The 16,149-nt window shown below is 50.4% G+C and carries 16 protein-coding genes and 1 rRNA gene; 14 read left to right on the top strand and 3 right to left on the bottom strand.

Annotation, left to right across the window (positions count from 1 at the left end; genetic code table 11):
- Positions 1-229 precede the first annotated feature (229 nt).
- Positions 230-1,351 (top strand): tetratricopeptide repeat protein, encoded by a 1,122-nt coding sequence (locus KI362_RS14995; protein WP_374705671.1) that lies wholly within the window; start codon positions 230-232, stop codon positions 1,349-1,351.
- Positions 1,352-1,354: 3 nt separating this feature from the next.
- Here KI362_RS14995 and KI362_RS14990 read toward each other — a convergent pair whose 3' ends face one another.
- On the bottom strand, positions 1,355-1,666 hold the full coding sequence (locus tag KI362_RS14990; RefSeq protein ID WP_374705670.1) for a dehydrogenase: 312 nt from the start codon (positions 1,664-1,666) through the stop codon (positions 1,355-1,357).
- A 155-nt stretch (positions 1,667-1,821) separates the two neighbouring features.
- Here KI362_RS14990 and KI362_RS14985 point away from each other — a divergent pair, with 155 nt between their 5' ends.
- The 4 genes from KI362_RS14985 to KI362_RS14970 all read left to right on the top strand — a co-directional run bounded on the left by KI362_RS14985 (position 1,822) and on the right by KI362_RS14970 (position 4,774).
- Positions 1,822-2,436: a DedA family protein gene (locus KI362_RS14985; protein WP_044482216.1), complete on the top strand. Its 615-nt coding sequence runs from the start codon at positions 1,822-1,824 to the stop codon at positions 2,434-2,436.
- A 1-nt stretch (position 2,437) separates the two neighbouring features.
- Entirely contained in the window at positions 2,438-3,007 is a 570-nt protein-coding gene (locus KI362_RS14980) for a thioredoxin family protein (protein ID WP_301628227.1), read from the top strand.
- Between the two features lies 1 nt (position 3,008).
- Entirely contained in the window at positions 3,009-3,635 is a 627-nt protein-coding gene (locus KI362_RS14975; protein WP_301628225.1) for an MBL fold metallo-hydrolase, read from the top strand.
- A 755-nt stretch (positions 3,636-4,390) separates the two neighbouring features.
- Positions 4,391-4,774 (top strand): hypothetical protein, encoded by a 384-nt coding sequence (locus KI362_RS14970; protein ID WP_044482212.1) that lies wholly within the window; start codon positions 4,391-4,393, stop codon positions 4,772-4,774.
- 351 nt (positions 4,775-5,125) lie between these two features.
- On the opposite strand, the gene KI362_RS14965 is transcribed toward KI362_RS14970, so the two are convergent.
- Positions 5,126-5,434 carry a hypothetical protein gene (locus KI362_RS14965; RefSeq protein WP_301628222.1) on the bottom strand — a complete coding sequence of 103 codons (309 nt, stop codon included), beginning with the start codon at positions 5,432-5,434 and terminating at the stop codon, positions 5,126-5,128.
- A gap of 199 nt (positions 5,435-5,633) precedes the next feature.
- On the opposite strand from KI362_RS14965, the gene gatC reads away from it, so the two are divergent.
- The 7 genes from gatC to KI362_RS14930 all read left to right on the top strand — a co-directional run bounded on the left by gatC (position 5,634) and on the right by KI362_RS14930 (position 14,128).
- The gene (gene gatC, locus KI362_RS14960) at positions 5,634-5,921 is read left to right on the top strand and encodes an Asp-tRNA(Asn)/Glu-tRNA(Gln) amidotransferase subunit GatC (protein ID WP_301628220.1); all 288 of its coding nucleotides are present in this window, start codon (positions 5,634-5,636) and stop codon (positions 5,919-5,921) included.
- A gap of 303 nt (positions 5,922-6,224) precedes the next feature.
- A complete protein-coding gene (gene gatA / locus KI362_RS14955; protein ID WP_301628218.1) occupies positions 6,225-7,679 on the top strand; it encodes an Asp-tRNA(Asn)/Glu-tRNA(Gln) amidotransferase subunit GatA in 1,455 nt (484 codons plus the stop codon).
- Positions 7,680-7,703: 24 nt separating this feature from the next.
- Positions 7,704-9,143, top strand: a complete 1,440-nt coding sequence (gatB, locus tag KI362_RS14950; RefSeq protein WP_301628216.1) for an Asp-tRNA(Asn)/Glu-tRNA(Gln) amidotransferase subunit GatB — start codon at positions 7,704-7,706, stop codon at positions 9,141-9,143.
- Between the two features lie 37 nt (positions 9,144-9,180).
- Complete coding sequence (locus tag KI362_RS14945) at positions 9,181-9,648, top strand: GNAT family N-acetyltransferase (protein WP_301628214.1); 468 nt, start codon at positions 9,181-9,183, stop codon at positions 9,646-9,648.
- Between the two features lie 188 nt (positions 9,649-9,836).
- Positions 9,837-11,672, top strand: coding sequence for a DUF4097 family beta strand repeat-containing protein (locus KI362_RS14940; protein ID WP_301628212.1), 1,836 nt, complete (start codon positions 9,837-9,839; stop codon positions 11,670-11,672).
- A gap of 125 nt (positions 11,673-11,797) precedes the next feature.
- Positions 11,798-12,226 (top strand): Fur family transcriptional regulator, encoded by a 429-nt coding sequence (locus tag KI362_RS14935; protein WP_301628210.1) that lies wholly within the window; start codon positions 11,798-11,800, stop codon positions 12,224-12,226.
- A gap of 252 nt (positions 12,227-12,478) precedes the next feature.
- Positions 12,479-14,128, top strand: a complete 1,650-nt coding sequence (locus KI362_RS14930; RefSeq protein ID WP_301628208.1) for a glycosyl hydrolase family 18 protein — start codon at positions 12,479-12,481, stop codon at positions 14,126-14,128.
- An 81-nt stretch (positions 14,129-14,209) separates the two neighbouring features.
- On the opposite strand, the gene KI362_RS14925 is transcribed toward KI362_RS14930, so the two are convergent.
- Positions 14,210-14,599: a YgzB family protein gene (locus KI362_RS14925; RefSeq protein ID WP_301628206.1), complete on the bottom strand. Its 390-nt coding sequence runs from the start codon at positions 14,597-14,599 to the stop codon at positions 14,210-14,212.
- 118 nt (positions 14,600-14,717) lie between these two features.
- On the opposite strand from KI362_RS14925, the gene KI362_RS14920 reads away from it, so the two are divergent.
- Entirely contained in the window at positions 14,718-15,596 is an 879-nt protein-coding gene (locus KI362_RS14920; protein WP_301628203.1) for a nucleotidyltransferase-like protein, read from the top strand.
- 330 nt (positions 15,597-15,926) lie between these two features.
- A 16S ribosomal RNA gene (locus KI362_RS14915) occupies positions 15,927-16,149 on the top strand; the annotation flags it as partial.

The raw sequence follows: 16,149 nt of genomic DNA, 5'->3' as shown, positions 1-16,149 counted from the left end.
CCATGCGGCCCTTGCCGCCGTCCTCGGCGGCTGGGCCGCGGCCACTGCAGCGCTCGCCGCCGCGGGCCCGCGCGCGCTGCGCCTTATCACCGGCAAGCGCTGCGCTGCCGGTGTTGCCGCCCTCGCCGCGGCCGCAGGCCTGCTGGCGCTGGCGGCGGCATGGCCCGGCGCGCTGCTGGCGCTGCCGCAGCGGCTTACGGGCGCCGCGACGCTGCTCGCGCGCGGCGATATGTATGCCGATGCCCTGCGGGTCATCGGCGGTGCGCCCTGGCTCGGTCAGGGCGGCGACACCTGGCGCAGCGTCTATCGCAGTGTGCAGAGCAGCCCTTATACGGGCAGCGAGGTGCACAGCGGCTATCTCGACCTGCTGATGGATCTCGGGCTCGCGGGCGTACTTGTGCTGCTCGCCTGGATCATCCCGGCCCTGCGCTCCGCCTTCCAGAGCCGCTGCCGGCTGCTGCCCAGCGTCCTGCTTCTCCTGCTTCACAGCCTCATCGACTTTGATCTTAGCTATGGTCTGGTCTGGCTGCTCCTCATCTGGCTGTTCCGCTGGGCCAAGGCGGAGGCCGCTGCAGCAGATGGTAAGGTTCCATTATCTCTGCCGGCAAAATTGGCGCCACCGTCTGAACCTCTATTCCGGCGTTGGCTTGTCCTGCTCGCTTACTGCCGAAGCATCCGCTTCTTTCGTGTTCTGCTGCCTGGCACTGCTGCGCTGGCGTTGCTCTGCGCCGCCGTCTTGTGTTTGGGGCAGGCAGAGAGCCTGCGGCGGGAGCGTCTGGCCCTTGCCGTAGAGGCTCAGTATCCACAGGAAGCCGAAAAGCTGCTCCGGCAGGCAAGCACCTTGGCACCTGCAAGGCACCGGCTGTACCTTGCTCTTGCTGCGCGCTCCGATGCCGAGGAGGCTGCCGTCTGGCTGCAGCGCGGACTTAGCTATGAGCGAGCGCGGCCGGAGCTGGAACTGGCGCTTGGCAAGCTGCTTGCCGAGCGGGAAGATTTGGCCGCTCTGGAGCATTTGCGGCGGGCAACCGAGCTGAATCGCTACAGTAACATGACGTGGGTTACCGCGATGTCGGAAGCCTCCCGGCTGGCAGCGATGAAGATGGCGGACCGGGAGGCAGAACGTGAATTGCAGCAGCAGGCAGCCTGGCAAACGCTCGCCGCCGGAGCGGAGTTTTACGCTCGTTATACGGAATTAACAGCGGGAGGGCCCTGGCGGAGAAATGATCTGAATTTTGGAGGGGAGGAGACAGTGATTCGGCTTGGCGAACAGCTTCGGAGAATGAGAGAGTCGCTGCCGGCTTTACGAATGAATCCCGTTTCAGAATCCTCCTGCCAGCCTGATCCGTATTAGCCGTTAACCGCCAAATGCGGCCCGGAAGGCCTTGGACAGAGTCTCTCGATCCACCTGCCACAGCTCGGCGAGCTCTGCACTAACTGCTTCATCCCACCAATCGGAGAGCAGCCGCCGATTACTTATATTTTCCGCGATCCATAGCAGATTCCCGATGACCTTGCGGTAATATAGGTCTTCTCCCTGCCGAATGCGCTCCTCCGGAATATAGGTGTCCAGCCGCTTGATTGTACGATACAGCTCCTTGCTGCAGCTGCGGCGGATTTTTCTAGGCGTGGGCAGCGGTGAAGTGTGTTTCCCGGGTTTGGGCATCATCTTGCTTCCCTCCTTCTCTCCAGCATATGCCTTCGAATGATGAAAGGGCACATTCCCTGAAGCTAAATGGATCTGTTTGCTTAAGTAGAATGCATGTCCCGGGCTGTGATAGAATAGACTGGTGGAAAAGGAAATCAGGGAGCGGGGCAAACGCAGTGGAATGGATTAATCAATTGATTAGCGTGCTGCTGGAGTGGATTCAGCAGATGGGGTATTTCGGAATTATGTTCGGATTGATGATTGAAGTCATTCCGAGCGAAATTGTCTTGGCTTATGGCGGTTATTTGGTATACGGCGGGTATATTAATTTTATAGGAGCTGTCATCTTTGGTGTTATCGGCGGCGTGATTGCTCAATTATTTATTTACTGGATCGGCCGTTATGGGGGAAGGCCCATTTTGGAGCGCTACGGGAAATATATTTTGATTCAAAAGAAGCATATCGATGTCTCGGAGGCATGGTTTGAAAAATACGGCCCTGGCGTGATCTTTACGGCTCGATTCATTCCGGTGGCCAGACATGCGATCTCGATTCCCGCCGGTATGGCCAAAATGCCTTTAGGCAAATTTGTCGGCCTGACAACGCTCGCGGTCATTCCTTGGTCCGTGCTGTTTGTCTATCTGGGACTCAAGCTGGGCGAAGGCTGGCAGCATGTAGACGAAAAGGCCGGCCCGCTTGTTATTCCGATTTTGCTGGTTGCCGCCGCATTGTTCATTGTGTATATTCTCGTAAAATGGTATGGAGCTTCAAAAAAGAAAGGGGATGCCTAAGATGAGCGTAAATGTTGCGTATAAGTTCGGAGCTGGAATAACGCCTCTTCAATTTATGGAGGGCATGCAGAAGAATAAGGAGGCTTTTCAAGCCAATTATGACAAATTTGCCTGGCAGAGCGAAGAGGACCGTGCCTTTTTCGAGGGTCTGCAAGGCAAGAGTAATCTGCGCGTACTGATTCTTGCCGCGGATTGGTGCGGGGATGTGGTGCGCAGTGTACCCGTTGTCTTTCAAGCGCTTGAAGCTTCGGGCTTAACGGCGGAAGTATTTATCTTAGAGCAGCATCAGGACCTCATGGAGCATTTTCTGACCAACGGAGGACGCTCCGTTCCGATCATCATTTTCGCCGACGATCAGGGTCAGGTGCTGGGGCAATGGGGACCAAGACCGGAGCATGTGCAGGCGCTGATGATCGAGTTCAAGCGTCAGAATCCCGACCGAGAGGCACCGGATTACGAAGAGAAGATCGGCGAAGTTCGTAAAGCGATGGCCGTGAAATATGAGGAAGGAGCCGGAGTGAACGGATCGGTCGTGACCGAGTTGCGTAAATTGATCTCCGGGTTAATCTAGCATGTTGAACGTAGAGAGCTTTTCGCTTGGCCCGCTGCAGACCAATGCCTATCTGATCTATGGTGAGGATAAGCAGAAGGCGATTATTATCGATCCTGGCATGAACCCCGGTGCCCTGATTAAGCGGATCAAGGATGTGGAGATCGAAGCCATTTTACTGACACACGCCCACTTCGACCATATTGGAGGGGTGGACGAAATCCGGAAGCTGAAGGGCTGCCCGGTTTACCTCCATCCTTCGGAAGCGGAATGGCTTACAAACCCTAAGCTTAATGGCTCCCTGCTCTGGCCGAATGTGACCGGTCCGATCGCGACGGCTGAAGCCGAGTATGATCTGGCGCAAGGTCAGAAGCTGAAGCTGGCGGGGCATGAGTTTACAGTATTCCATACACCGGGACATTCCCCGGGCGGTGTAAGCTTCTTGTGCGGAGAGCATTTATTCTCGGGGGACTGCCTGTTCAAAATGAGCATCGGCCGTACCGATTTGCCCGGAGGCAGAGAGGCGGATCTGTATAACTCTATCAGAGGCACATTGTTCCAGTTTCCTGAGGGTACGAAGGTCTATCCCGGCCACGGCCCAGCAACGACGATCGGGTTTGAAAAGCAGAACAATCCGTATGTATCTTAAGCTTTCTCGACGGGTATTCTGCATTTACAACAAATTTCTGTGCGAAAAATGCAAAAAGGCTGGACAAGCTGTCAGCGCTTTGCTAATATTTAATCATTAATTAATTGTAACCTTTGCGAAGCACGCAAGCTGCGGCCTGTCCCGGTTTGCGTTCTTTTTTTACTTTTTAACTATATAAATTGAACTGAAGAGACAGCGTGGAAAGAGCATAAGTGTAAAATGTTAATAGCTTTCTGTAAGAAAGCTGCTTCGAAAGCTGCTTTGGAGGCATTGATCGTTAGTGTGCGCCTTTAAGAGCGGATTTCTACATGTGATAGTTTAGTTCGGTTAAAGGAATCCGCGAACAACAACAATCGTAAGGACACTTCGCACGTTGCCCCATCGTTCAAACACACGTTGCTCCAACGTTCAAACATTAGTTCAACTTGGTATAGTTGCCCTTCTTTATTTTTTTTAGTAGGATTATATAATAACTTTAAGAGGTAGTTCTAAAGGTCATCTTTTGATCACGAAGTAGATCATGAAGCAGACTCGATGTCGAGTCTTGAGTTCAGCCGGGACTTCCGAGCAATTGCTTACGAGGCATGCTTCCTTGGGGAGCATTTGACTCGCGTGGCTTTGTCAAGCACATGCTTTCGAAGTCAATTTCTTCGAAACCGTGTAGCTCCGCTACTCAGTCCCTGGCTTTATCCAATCTTCTCGGTGCTGAAAATTTGACTTTTTGAACACTCATTTTAATTTCAGGGAGGAAGACGATGCTGCAGTTGGGAGAAAAGATTGTATTCGTCGGTGATGCCTTTGAGCAGAATCTTCCTGTTGGGGAATATGGTTACGTGATTGCTTATGACCGTAATCCGGATAATGCTTTTGATTATGTGATCCGCTCTCCGAAGACAGGACGGAACTATTATGTTCCTGCCGAAGATGTCGAATCGGAAGCAGTGCTGATAGAATGGGAAGCAGAACGGGCGCTGCAGGAGGCGTTGATTGATTACGCATTGGCTACGCATAACGAGAAGCTGTTTCTGCATGTGCTAAATGGCGAGGACCATGATGTGGATGAGCAGAAGGAACCAACAAAGGAAGCCATGTCTACGGCAGAGTTTATTAAGCAAGTAAATCTGCGGGCCTGGATATAGAATCGAATCTTCTAAATATGAATGGGGCCCTTTCAAAAGTCACATGGATGATGAAGGGGCCCCTATTCTTTTACCTATAATTGCTCCACCCAGCCACGTCGGCGCAATTTTAATGCCTTTTGGCACTAAAATGTGCTCGTCCCGGCTCCAGCAACGAATTTTAATGCTTTTTGGCACTAAAATGTGCTCAGCCCGGCCCGAGCAGTGAATTTTAATGCCTTTTGGCACTAAAATGTGCTCAGCCCGGCTCCAGCAGCGGATTTTAATGCCTTTTGGCACTAAAATGTGCTCAGCCCGGCCCGAGCAGTGAATTTTAATGCCTTTTGGCACTAAAATGTGCTCAGCCCGGCCTCAGCAGCGAATTTTAATGCCTTTTGTCACTAAAATGTGCTCAGCCCGGCCCGAGCAGTGAATTTTAATGCCTTTTGGCACTAAAATGTGCTCAGCCCGGCTCCAGCAGCGGATTTTAATGCCTTTTGGCACTAAAATGTGCTCAGCCCGGCTCCAGCAGCGGATTTTAATGCCTTTTGGCACTAAAATATGCTCAGCCCGGCCCCAGCAGCTTATTTTAATGCCTTTTGGCACTAAAATGTGCTCGGCCCAGCCCCAGCAACGAATTTTAATGCCTTTTGGCACTAAAATATGGCAAATGTACTCCATCCCGCTAAGGATTCCAGCTGCAGATAAACTGAAACGTTTATCTGTTTTTAGTTTTTCACTACAAAAGGATCGGTCCCCTAAGGAAACATATTCCTTTTGGGATGGCGCCGTTCTTCTTTTTTCGTGCTTTAACGGATTGAACTCCGCCTTAATCTACAATATAATTTTATTCATGTAAAGAAGAGGGAGGAAGCGTGAAATGAGTATCCAGGTGAATGATGTGGAGCATGTAGCCAAGCTGGCCAGACTAAATCTCACCGAAGAAGAACGTGAGACTTTTACGGAACAGCTGAATGCGATTTTACAATATGCCGAAAAATTGAACGAGCTCGATACGGATCAAGTGGAGCCGACGACTCATGTGCTTCATCTCAGCAATGTGATGCGTGAGGATGAGGTCAGAGAGAGCCTGCCGCAGGAGAAGGTATTCCGGAATGCGCCGGAGGAGGAAGACGGACAATTTAAAGTGCCGGCGGTATTGGATTAAGCAGCATGCAATAATGCAATAACGATGGCCGGAATTATATAAGTTGAACTAGAAAAGTACACGGAAAGGGCATAAGTGAGGAGTTTTCTGAAGTGAAAGCTTTCTGAAAGAAAGCTACTTCGGGAGCATAGGCTCGGATAGCGTTCGCCTTTGTGAGCGGATTTCTACTCTATGATGGCTTAGTTCAGTCAAAGAAATCCGTGAACAACAGCGATCGCAAGAACACTTCACACGTTGCCCCCAGTGTACAATCTTTAGTTCAACTTATATAGATATTGGTGAATTTGGAAGGAGGACGCGTGAGTGACGCTGTTTGATTTGCGTTTGCAGGAGATACATAATCGGCTGGACAAGAAGGAACTGTCGGTGACCGATTTGGTGGGTGAGGCGTTCGCCAAAATTTCAGAGCGTGATGAGCGCATCGGCGCCTATTTAACGCTTAATGAGGAAGCAGCCCGTCAAGAGGCGGCAAAGCTGGATAACAAACTGGTTCAGGGAGGCGGCAAGGGGCTGCTCTTCGGGTTGCCTGTCGGAATCAAGGACAACATGGTAACAGAGGGGCTTCGGACCACCTGTGCCAGCCGTTTTTTGGACAACTATAATCCGATTTATGATGCAACGGTCGTCTCGAAGCTGAAGGAGGCCGAGGCCGTAACTGTCGGCAAGCTCAATATGGATGAATTCGCCATGGGCGGCTCCAACGAGAATTCGGCGTACCGGCCGGTTCGCAACCCTTGGGACCTGACCCGGGTTCCGGGCGGCTCGAGCGGCGGCTCGGCAGCGGCTGTTGCGGCGGGCGAAGCTTATTTTGCTCTCGGTTCGGATACCGGCGGCTCGATTCGCCAGCCTGCTTCTTATTGCGGCGTTGTCGGACTCAAACCAACCTATGGACGGGTGTCCCGTTACGGGCTGGTGGCGTTTGCCTCTTCCCTGGATCAGATCGGTCCGGTGACAAAAAATGTGGAAGACGCCGCTTATGTTCTGCAGGCGATTGCCGGACATGATCACAGAGATTCGACTTCCGCCAATGTGGATACGTCTAATTATGTACAAGCTCTGACCGGTGATATTAAGGGACTCCGAATTGCCGTTCCTAAGGAATACCTGAATGGTGTAGATCCGCTGGTTAAGGATGCCATTATGGAATCGCTTCGCGTGCTGGAAGGGCTGGGTGCCGTCTGGGAGGAAGTCTCGCTGCCGCATACGGAATATGCTGTGGCTGCTTACTATCTGCTTGCTTCATCGGAGGCCTCTTCCAACCTGTCCCGGTTCGACGGCGTCCGCTACGGTGTGCGTGCCGACCATGCCGGAGGCTTGCTTGATCTGTATCTGGAATCTCGCAGCCAAGGCTTTGGGCCGGAAGTGAAGCGCCGGATTATGCTGGGAACCTATGCGCTAAGCTCGGGTTATTATGACGCCTACTATTTGAAGGCGCAAAAGGTGCGGACCTTGATCAAGCAGGACTTTGATCAGACCTTCGATAAATTCGACATTATTCTGGGGCCTACAGCTCCTACCACGGCCTTTGCGTTGGGATCTCAAGTGGATGATCCGCTTACGATGTATCTGAACGATATTTTGACGATTCCTGTCAACCTTGCCGGTGTACCTGCAATCAGCATTCCGTGCGGCTTTGCCGAGGGACTTCCGGTCGGGCTGCAATTGATCGGCAAAGCGTTCGATGAGAGCACCATTCTCCGTGTAGCCCATGCGTTTGAAGCTCATACGGACCACCATAAACAACGCCCGGTGCTGTAAGACGGGCTAATCAGGAGGGTCAACATGTCAACATCCAATTATGAAACAGTAATCGGACTGGAAGTGCATGTGGAGCTGCATACGAAATCAAAGATCTTTTGCGGCTGCTCCACGGAATTCGGCGCTCCTCCGAACAGTCATACTTGCCCGGTGTGTCTCGGGCACCCTGGCGTGCTGCCTGTGCTGAACCGCCAGGCGGTAGAATATGCAATGAAGGCGGCGATGGCGCTCAACTGCCAGATCGGCGATGTGAGCAAATTCGACCGGAAGAACTACTTCTATCCGGATTCGCCAAAGGCTTATCAGATTTCACAATTTGACCAGCCGATCGGGGAACACGGCTATATCGACATTGAAGTAGACGGAGTGACGAAAAGAATCGGAATTACACGTGTGCATCTGGAAGAGGATGCCGGCAAGCTGACGCATGTCGACGGCGGCTACGCTTCCCTTGTCGATTTTAACCGCGTGGGAACTCCGTTGATTGAGATTGTGTCGGAGCCTGACATCTCCTCTCCGGAAGAAGCTCGCGCTTATCTGGAAAAGATGCGGGCGATCATGCAATATTGCGACGTGTCCGATGTGAAGATGGAAGAGGGCTCGATGCGCTGTGACGCTAACATTAGTCTTCGTCCTCGCGGACAGAAGGAATTTGGCATCCGTGCCGAGCTCAAGAATATGAACTCGTTCCGCGGTGTGCTGCGCGGTCTGGAATATGAAGAGATCCGGCAGGCCGAGATTCTTGATGACGGCGGGGTTGTTGTGCAGGAGACCCGTCGCTGGGATGAAGCGCAAGGGAAGACCTTCTCCATGCGCGGGAAGGAAGAAGCGCATGATTATCGCTACTTCCCGGATCCAGATCTGGTCAAAATTCAAATTAGCCAGGAATGGAAGGATGCCGTTCGCGCCACGATCCCTGAGCTCCCGGATGCCCGTAAAGCACGTTATGCCTCAGAGTACGGCTTGCCTGAATATGATGCGGGTGTGATTACGTCATCCAAGGCGCTGGCGGATCTGTTCGAGGAGAGCTTGAAATTTACGAGTGATGCCAAGTCAGTCTCCAACTGGGTGATGGGTGAGCTGCTTGGATATCTGAATACGAACAGCCTTGAAGTATCCCAGATTAAGTTGACCGGGCAGGGCTTGGGTGAGATGGTGAATCTGATTGCACAAGGAACGATCAGCTCCAAGATTGCCAAGACCGTATTTAAGGAAATGCTTCAAAGCGGCAAGCTCCCTCAGCAGATTGTGGAGGAGCAGGGTCTGGTTCAAATCAGCGATGAGGGTGCTATTCTGGCGATCGTGCAAGAGGTTGTGGCGAATAATCCGGCTTCGGTACAGGATTACAAGGCCGGTAAGGATAAGGCGATCGGCTTCCTCGTCGGGCAGGTCATGAAGCAGAGCAAGGGCAAGGCTAACCCTGGGTTGGTCAATAAGCTACTGCTGGATGTGCTCAAGAATTAAGCCTTGATTCGCTGGTCAGGAAAGGGGGGAGCCCGAAATGATCGCAAGCCTGTCCTTGCAGGATCCGAATATCGTTGAACAGATTTGGAGTCTTCAGCATACGGCTTATCGTATGGAGGCGTCTGCGATGGGACTGAAAAATGTTCCCCCGCTCCCTGAAACCTTCGGCTCGCTGCGATCCAGCGGTGATCTTTTTTTCGGAATGATCTCGGAAGAGGAGGAGCTGCTAGGTGCAATCGCTGTATTTCTCTCCGGCTCTCCGGCTCAAGTGGAGATTACCAGACTTATGATCCGGCAGGATTGCCTGCGTCAAGGTATTGGCTCTCGATTAGTTGAGCATGTCTTGAGGAGCTTTCCTGATGTAGATGCTTTTTCTGTGACTGCTGGAACCGGGAATATTCCTGCTGTGCAGCTGTATCGTAAATTCGGCTTTGAGCCGGGTGAGACGGTTAGTTCTGTTGCAGGTGCGCAGCTTACTGTGTTCCACTATCGCAGACCTGACTGAAGGTATTTATATTCGAAGAAAGGTGTGATTCTCTGTATTGTGCAGAGATCACGCCTTTTTTTGCGGGGTTTTCAAGCCATGATGAGACCTTTCTCCAAACGATCCCACATTACAGTAGGTCCGGATTAGGGTATGATATAGGTATACATGTTTACTTCAGAGAGGAGAGGGTGACGCTGAAAATTTCTGTGAGCAAAGAGCCACGTCAAGCGTCTATTCGATCCGGCGGCGCAGCTAACCGGGGATTCCGTCCCAGACGCAGGAAGCGGAAGGTTGTTGCCTGCCTGCTTGCGGCGGGATTTCCTGGACTTGGACATCTATATTTGAAGCTTCCTGTACAAGGCACGGCTTTGATCAGCTTGTTTTTGCTGGATATATCGTCTCTCATTTATTTTTCCTCGGTCAGAGCTGCCTTGAACCTCCCGTTGCTTGTATTGCTTGGGCTGATGATCCCGATCATTTATTTCTATAGTATATATACCGTTCTTCAGGCGGTTGATCTGATCAATGCCAGAATTCGTTATGAAGAGGCGCACAGGGAAGAAGGAGAAGCGTCCATCGACGCTCCTGCTTCTCAGCCCCAGGATGCAAATGTGCGTGAAGGGGTAATCGCTGGACTGATGCTGATCGGCAGCGGAGCCGTCATATTTTTGCTTCGCATGGACCCGTTTTGGCTGGAGTCCTTTTTGTATTGGTTCTCCGGCTACTTAGCCTCGGCCGTTTTGACTATTGGCGGCTTGCTTATGATCGGGAGAGAGGGAAGGCGCCGGTTCGTCCGATCTGGCCGCTTTACAGCTGCGGCATTGATTGCTGCAGTAGGGCTCGTACTGTTATCGGACCGAATAACGGGTCAGAATCATCTCTTCCAGCTTCCCAAATGGTGGCCGTTGCTGCTAATACTGCTCGGCGTGGATTATATCGGAGTTCTATTCTGGTATCTTAAAACGTCCGGGCGGCGAACATATCGGATTCGAGTCGATATTAAAGGCATTATTTTATCGGTAGCGATTGCACTTTCAGTATTTGCTGTGACCCAGCAGGATCATTACATGCACCTTTGGAACCGCGTGAGTCTTGACTTGGCATCCTCAGCCGCAGAATTCAGCCAGGCGGAAGGGTATCACCTGAAAATGCCGGTTGTCCGGGTGCCTATTGAGCTGGATACGGAGCAAGTAGTCATTAACGGCGTGAATGGGGATATCGATATAAAGCGTGCCACGACGGAGGAAATTCAGATTCAGGGAATGGTCTGGGTGGATGAGCTGTCTGAGGAGGAGGCTGCACCTATTGCGGAGAAGACGGAAATTGCTGCAACGGTGGGGAAATCTCTGACTTTAACTGTGAAAAATCAACTTTACGGAGCTTCCGGCAAGCGGCATCCAAGGGTGAATCTTACCATATTATTACCGGAGAACCGCTTCCTCGATCTGGATATCAGTACGACAGAGGGTTCGATTAAGCTGACCAATGTGCAGGCTCTGAAGCAGATTAAGCTGCAGACGGCCAACGGTAATCTGAGGCTTTGGGAGATCGGCGGCGATGTGACAGCCAAGGTGCTGAACGGGGACGCTGAATTCTATCGCATCTTTGGGAATTTGACCATCGATACCCAGGGAGGGAATCTTAAGGCGAACGGGATTGACGGAGATGCTGCCTTGTCTACGAAGGTAGGAGATATTTCACTGGTGAATGCCGAAGGGGAGATCACGGCCGGAACGAGAAACGGCAATATTGTCATCGACGGCGTACCGCAAGTGTTGCAAGCAGAGTCCCTGAACGGAAAGATCCGGGTATCAAGCAATTTGGTTGGAGGAGACTGGGATGTGTACAGCGGCGTAGGGGAAGTCAAGCTGGAAATCCCTGTGACGGGTGATTATACACTTGAGGGCTCGAGCGGCTATGGCGATATTCAATCTGATTTGCCCTTCCCTATCGAAGATAAAGTAATAACTGGTATTCAAGGTAATGGAGAGCATATGATAAAAGTAGACGGGAATAGTAACCTTATCGTGAATTATCGTTAAAATTCTTATGATTGTCATGAATGGACCGGATCAAGGCTCGTTCATTCGTTGACAAAAATAAATGGGTAAACGTAAAATGAAATTATAAACATTCTAATTTACATTTTTTAAAGGCGGTGGACTTTATGGCTACTCGCGTACAGCATGCATTAGATCAGCTGAAAAATACTGGTGTACGGATTACGCCCCAGCGTCACGCTATTCTTTCCTATTTGATGGAGACGATGAACCACCCTACGGCAGATGAAATTTACCGTGCCTTGGAGCCTCGTTTTCCTAATATGAGTGTGGCTACGGTCTATAATAATTTGAAGATGCTAATTGAAGCAGGTATGGTACATGAATTGACTTACGGCGATAACTCCAGCAGATTTGATGCGGATGTATCGGATCATTATCATATCGTGTGTGAAAAATGCGGCAAAATCAAGGATTTCTCTTATCCTTCTCTAGAGGATATTGAGCGGAGTGCAGAAGAGGAAACCGGGTTCGTCGTTCATGGACACCGGCTCGAACTGCATGGTATATGTAAATCCTGCCAGGAGCAGGCCTGATTTCTCTTTCATAAGACCTCTCTACCCGGGTTCATGGGCAAGGGAGGTCTCTTTGTGTTGGCTGCCCTGGAGCCGATTACTAGTATGCTATAATATATGAAACTATCATCTGGCTTCATCCGTTAGATTATTAGGCATCAGAGATGAAATAGATTACTCGTGACGGAGGTAACACATTTGGATACAAGAAGGATGAAACACGGGAAGGCGAGGCGAAAAAGCAAGAAAGGCTGGCTTCTGTTCCTGGTTTTAATGATTGCAGGATTGTGGTGGGTATCCACGGAGGTGCTGCCTAACCGGGAACATACGGATCCGGAATGGCTGGGGAAATATGAAAAGCCGATTTTTTCTGATGGGAAGCTGTTGGAGGGATCAGCGATCGGCCAAGGAGAGAGTCTCAAGCTGCCGCTTCCGGTCATTCAGCAGATTATTGACGATACGATTCTCTATGAAGAAGAGACACAATCTGTCATTATTACGACTCCGCGCAAGCTGGTTCTTCTAAAAACCGATGAAAAAACCGGCCAAATCAATAATAAGCCCGTAGAATTGCGGTTTGCCCCCGAGAAGCAAGACGAGGTGATTTATCTTCCTGCTGACCTGTTGACCGAGCTTTACGGGGCCGAAGTCCATGAGGATAGCGCATCTGGAGCGGTATTGCTTATGACGCCGGGAGAGCAGTTGAATCATGTGACGGTCAAAGAGTCGAGCAAGAAGGATTTTACGGTTGCTTTAAGGGAAGAAGGAAGCATTCATGCTCCGATTCTTCAAGATATGAAATCAGGGACGAAGCTGCGTATTCTGGGAGAACAGGAAGAATGGTATTATGTGCAGCTATATAATGGATACACAGGGTTTGTGAAGAAGGCCTCTACCGTGGAAGGCGACAGCCGCCAGGTGCCGGAGTTGGAACAAGCCTTGTCTCCAGGAAAAGAAAAATGGAAATCCAAGAAAGTGAATTTAACCTGGGAGGCCGTATACCAGGTCGCGCCAAAGCCTGCTTCGATCGGTGAATTACCTGGTGTAAATGTGGTGAGCCCAACCTGGTTCTCGCTGATTGACGGGGAAGGGAATGTCAAATCGAAGGCTGATTCTGCTTATGTGAACTGGGCCCATAACCAGGGCATGCAGGTGTGGGGGCTGTTCAGCAACAGCTTTGAGCCCGATCTAACCACTGAGGCGCTGTCCAGTTTTGATAAAAGAATGACCACGATTTTGCAGATGCTCCATTATGCCAAGTTATACGACCTGGATGGAATTAATATCGACTATGAAAATGTCTATACGAAGGATGGACCGAATTTGACTCAATTTATGAGAGAATTGCGTCCGTTGGCATCCGAATATGGTCTTGTTGTATCCATTGATGTAACCCCAAAATCAAATAGTGAGATGTGGTCGGCCTTTCTGGACCGCCGAGCACTGGCTCCTGTGGTTGACTATTTGATTCTGATGGCTTATGACGAGCATTGGGCTGCTAGCCCGGTATCAGGCTCGGTAGCCTCTCTGCCATGGGTGGAAGCATCTGTCAATCGCATTTTACAGGAGGATGGGGTCGATCCGGATCAGATGATTCTCGGAATCCCGTTGTATACCCGGGTCTGGAGCGAGACCAAAGTGGACGGAAAGACTAAAGTGAAGTCCAAAGCGATCGGGATGAAAAAGGCGAAAGAAATCATTGAAACTTATAAGCTTACACCGGAATTTTCAGCAGATACGGGCCAAAATTATGTGGAGTATAAAGAGGGAGATGTCCTGAACCGGATATGGCTGGAGGATGCCGTTTCGCTGCAAAGCAGAGTGGATCTGGCGAAATCGCTGGGCCTTGCCGGAGTCGCTACATGGACCCGCAGCTTTGCATCAGCTGAAGCATGGGATGTGCTTAAGCAAATTATAGAGTAATCAAAAAGGCAGACCGAATGAACGGTCTGCCTTTTTGCGGTTATTTTTGCGGTTAAATTCCCCGTGGCTTCAATGTATTCCTTATTTCGGAGTTGAAGCTGTGGAATTCTGCTGGAGGTGGTTCTGCTCCAACTCATCGGCTGTCACAGTAGCTTGTTCCCGATCCAGGGTAAGGATGGTTTTGCAGAACATGCAGCGGTCTGTCTTACCCAGCATTTTGGTGAGCTTTCCACATTCCGGGCAGTCCAGCTGGACTGCGGAAGTAGACAGCATCCCGGCCCAGAAATAGATGGCTAGACTCCCAAGCATGAGGATCAAGCCGATGACAAGACCAATACCGGCTGCCACCTTGCCAGCTTGTCCCCAAAATACAATTCCTGCTGTTCCCAAGATCATCAGTCCCATTCCGCCCATGGTAAGCAGCAGTCCCCACAGACGAAATTCGTTGATTTTGCTGGATTTAAAGAGCATCCATAACAACCTCAATTCTCTATGAAATTTCATATCGCCAATGAAGAAGGAAACGTTCTGGCTGTGTAGAACTATATTATAACGAATTGGCGGTTGTACGCCAAGGCAGGAGGGTGCTGTGAAGCAGAGCGTTTTTTCAATTCCAGATAGAGAGACGAGCAATCATCAGGTTATTGGAGCTGTGGGGTACCGACAGCAGGGCTCTAGCTTTAATGGGCCCTTGCTTCATGACTTTGAGTTGATCGTATTGGTGATCTGCGACAGAATGGATCCTGATTCCGTCCAGATCGAGCATTGTATCAGCGGAAGCATTCGTTATCAGATTAAATATATTGCTCAGCAAGATTTACTCCAGTGGAGCATTTCGGGGGAAAGCCGGGAGCTTATCCGATACTTTCTGCACGGTGAAATCTTTTGGGAGGAGCATGGCAAGGTGACAGAATTGCGCAGCCGCATGATCGCCTTGGAAGCGGACATGTGGGACCATCGGAAACTGAAGGAGTTTTCCGGATTTTTAAGAACCTATGTTCAAGCAAAGCAGTATGCTCGGGAACACGACTACATGGATGCCTACTATAACATGCTGCAATCCTTGAAGCATTACGCACGCATTGAATTGATCAGCCGGGGAATTATACCGGAGAACAGTATATGGGAGCAAATCCGGGAGCTTAACACGGAAGTGTATAAGCTTTTCGATGAGTTGACAGACAGCAAGGAGAGTCTGGAACAGCGGATTGAGCTTGTCTTGATTGCGTGCGATTTTTTTGTGACGTCCAGAATGAAGGAGTGCTGTCAGGCGTTGCTGCACATTATTGGCAGCCGGAAGGAACCGTGGAGAATTCAAGAGCTGACAGAACACCCTGAATTAAAGTACATTCGTGAGGACATCCCTTTATTGATCAGAAAGCTGGTATACCGTTCATTCGTCAGACAGACCTCTGCCCGTGCTGAAGAACGATTGGGGGAAGGACGCGAAATTCGCTACTGGCTGTAGCTCTATATTTTCAGGTATGTTTTTCCAGCGGAAAAATTGCAGCGAAAGGTGTTGACTGGCTGGTTCATTCTATGATAAATTATATCTCGCCCCTAAAAGGCAAGGTGCTTCAAAATAGCGGTTTCGAACTTGGTTTGAAAGGCTTGAAAAAAAGTTCTTGACTTAAAAGAGGCGAACATGTTATATTATAAAGGTCGCTGCTGAGACAGCGCAGTGATGCGAAAAAGCGAATAACATCGCAAAGTTGATCTTTGAAAACTGAACAACGAGTGAGTATTAAATAGAGAAAATAATTTTCTCGTCAGTTTTGAAATGAGCAAGTCAAACACTTTATTGGAGAGTTTGATCCTGGCTCAGGACGAACGCTGGCGGCGTGCCTAATACATGCAAGTCGAGCGGACTTGATGGAGTGCTTGCACTCCTGATAGTTAGCGGCGGACGGGTGAGTAACACGTAGGCAACCTGCCCGTAAGACTGGGATAACTACCGGAAACGGTAGCTAATACCGGATAATTTACCTTGCCGCATGGGGAGGTAATGAAAGGCGGAGCAA

It is taken from the genome of Paenibacillus apis, from assembly GCF_018333295.1.
In the GTDB taxonomy this organism is placed as follows: Bacteria; Bacillota; Bacilli; order Paenibacillales; family Paenibacillaceae; genus Fontibacillus; species Fontibacillus antibioticophila.
This window is presented reverse-complemented; position numbering and strand designations above follow the sequence as displayed.

What these genes read in the sequence shown, in the direction of transcription:
- KI362_RS14995 (WP_374705671.1), top strand. Translation starts at nt 230, where the DNA reads ATGTATGCCGATGCCCTGCGGGTCATCGGCGGTGCGCCCTGGCTCGGT.
- KI362_RS14990 (WP_374705670.1), bottom strand. Translation starts at nt 1,666, where the DNA reads ATGATGCCCAAACCCGGGAAACACACTTCACCGCTGCCCACGCCTAGA.
- gatB (WP_301628216.1), top strand. Translation starts at nt 7,704, where the DNA reads ATGTCAACATCCAATTATGAAACAGTAATCGGACTGGAAGTGCATGTG.
- KI362_RS14975 (WP_301628225.1), top strand. Translation starts at nt 3,009, where the DNA reads ATGTTGAACGTAGAGAGCTTTTCGCTTGGCCCGCTGCAGACCAATGCC.
- KI362_RS14965 (WP_301628222.1), bottom strand. Translation starts at nt 5,434, where the DNA reads ATGGAGTACATTTGCCATATTTTAGTGCCAAAAGGCATTAAAATTCGT.
- KI362_RS14980 (WP_301628227.1), top strand. Translation starts at nt 2,438, where the DNA reads ATGAGCGTAAATGTTGCGTATAAGTTCGGAGCTGGAATAACGCCTCTT.
- KI362_RS14970 (WP_044482212.1), top strand. Translation starts at nt 4,391, where the DNA reads ATGCTGCAGTTGGGAGAAAAGATTGTATTCGTCGGTGATGCCTTTGAG.
- KI362_RS14930 (WP_301628208.1), top strand. Translation starts at nt 12,479, where the DNA reads ATGATTGCAGGATTGTGGTGGGTATCCACGGAGGTGCTGCCTAACCGG.
- KI362_RS14935 (WP_301628210.1), top strand. Translation starts at nt 11,798, where the DNA reads ATGGCTACTCGCGTACAGCATGCATTAGATCAGCTGAAAAATACTGGT.
- KI362_RS14945 (WP_301628214.1), top strand. Translation starts at nt 9,181, where the DNA reads ATGATCGCAAGCCTGTCCTTGCAGGATCCGAATATCGTTGAACAGATT.
- KI362_RS14925 (WP_301628206.1), bottom strand. Translation starts at nt 14,599, where the DNA reads ATGCTCTTTAAATCCAGCAAAATCAACGAATTTCGTCTGTGGGGACTG.
- gatC (WP_301628220.1), top strand. Translation starts at nt 5,634, where the DNA reads ATGAGTATCCAGGTGAATGATGTGGAGCATGTAGCCAAGCTGGCCAGA.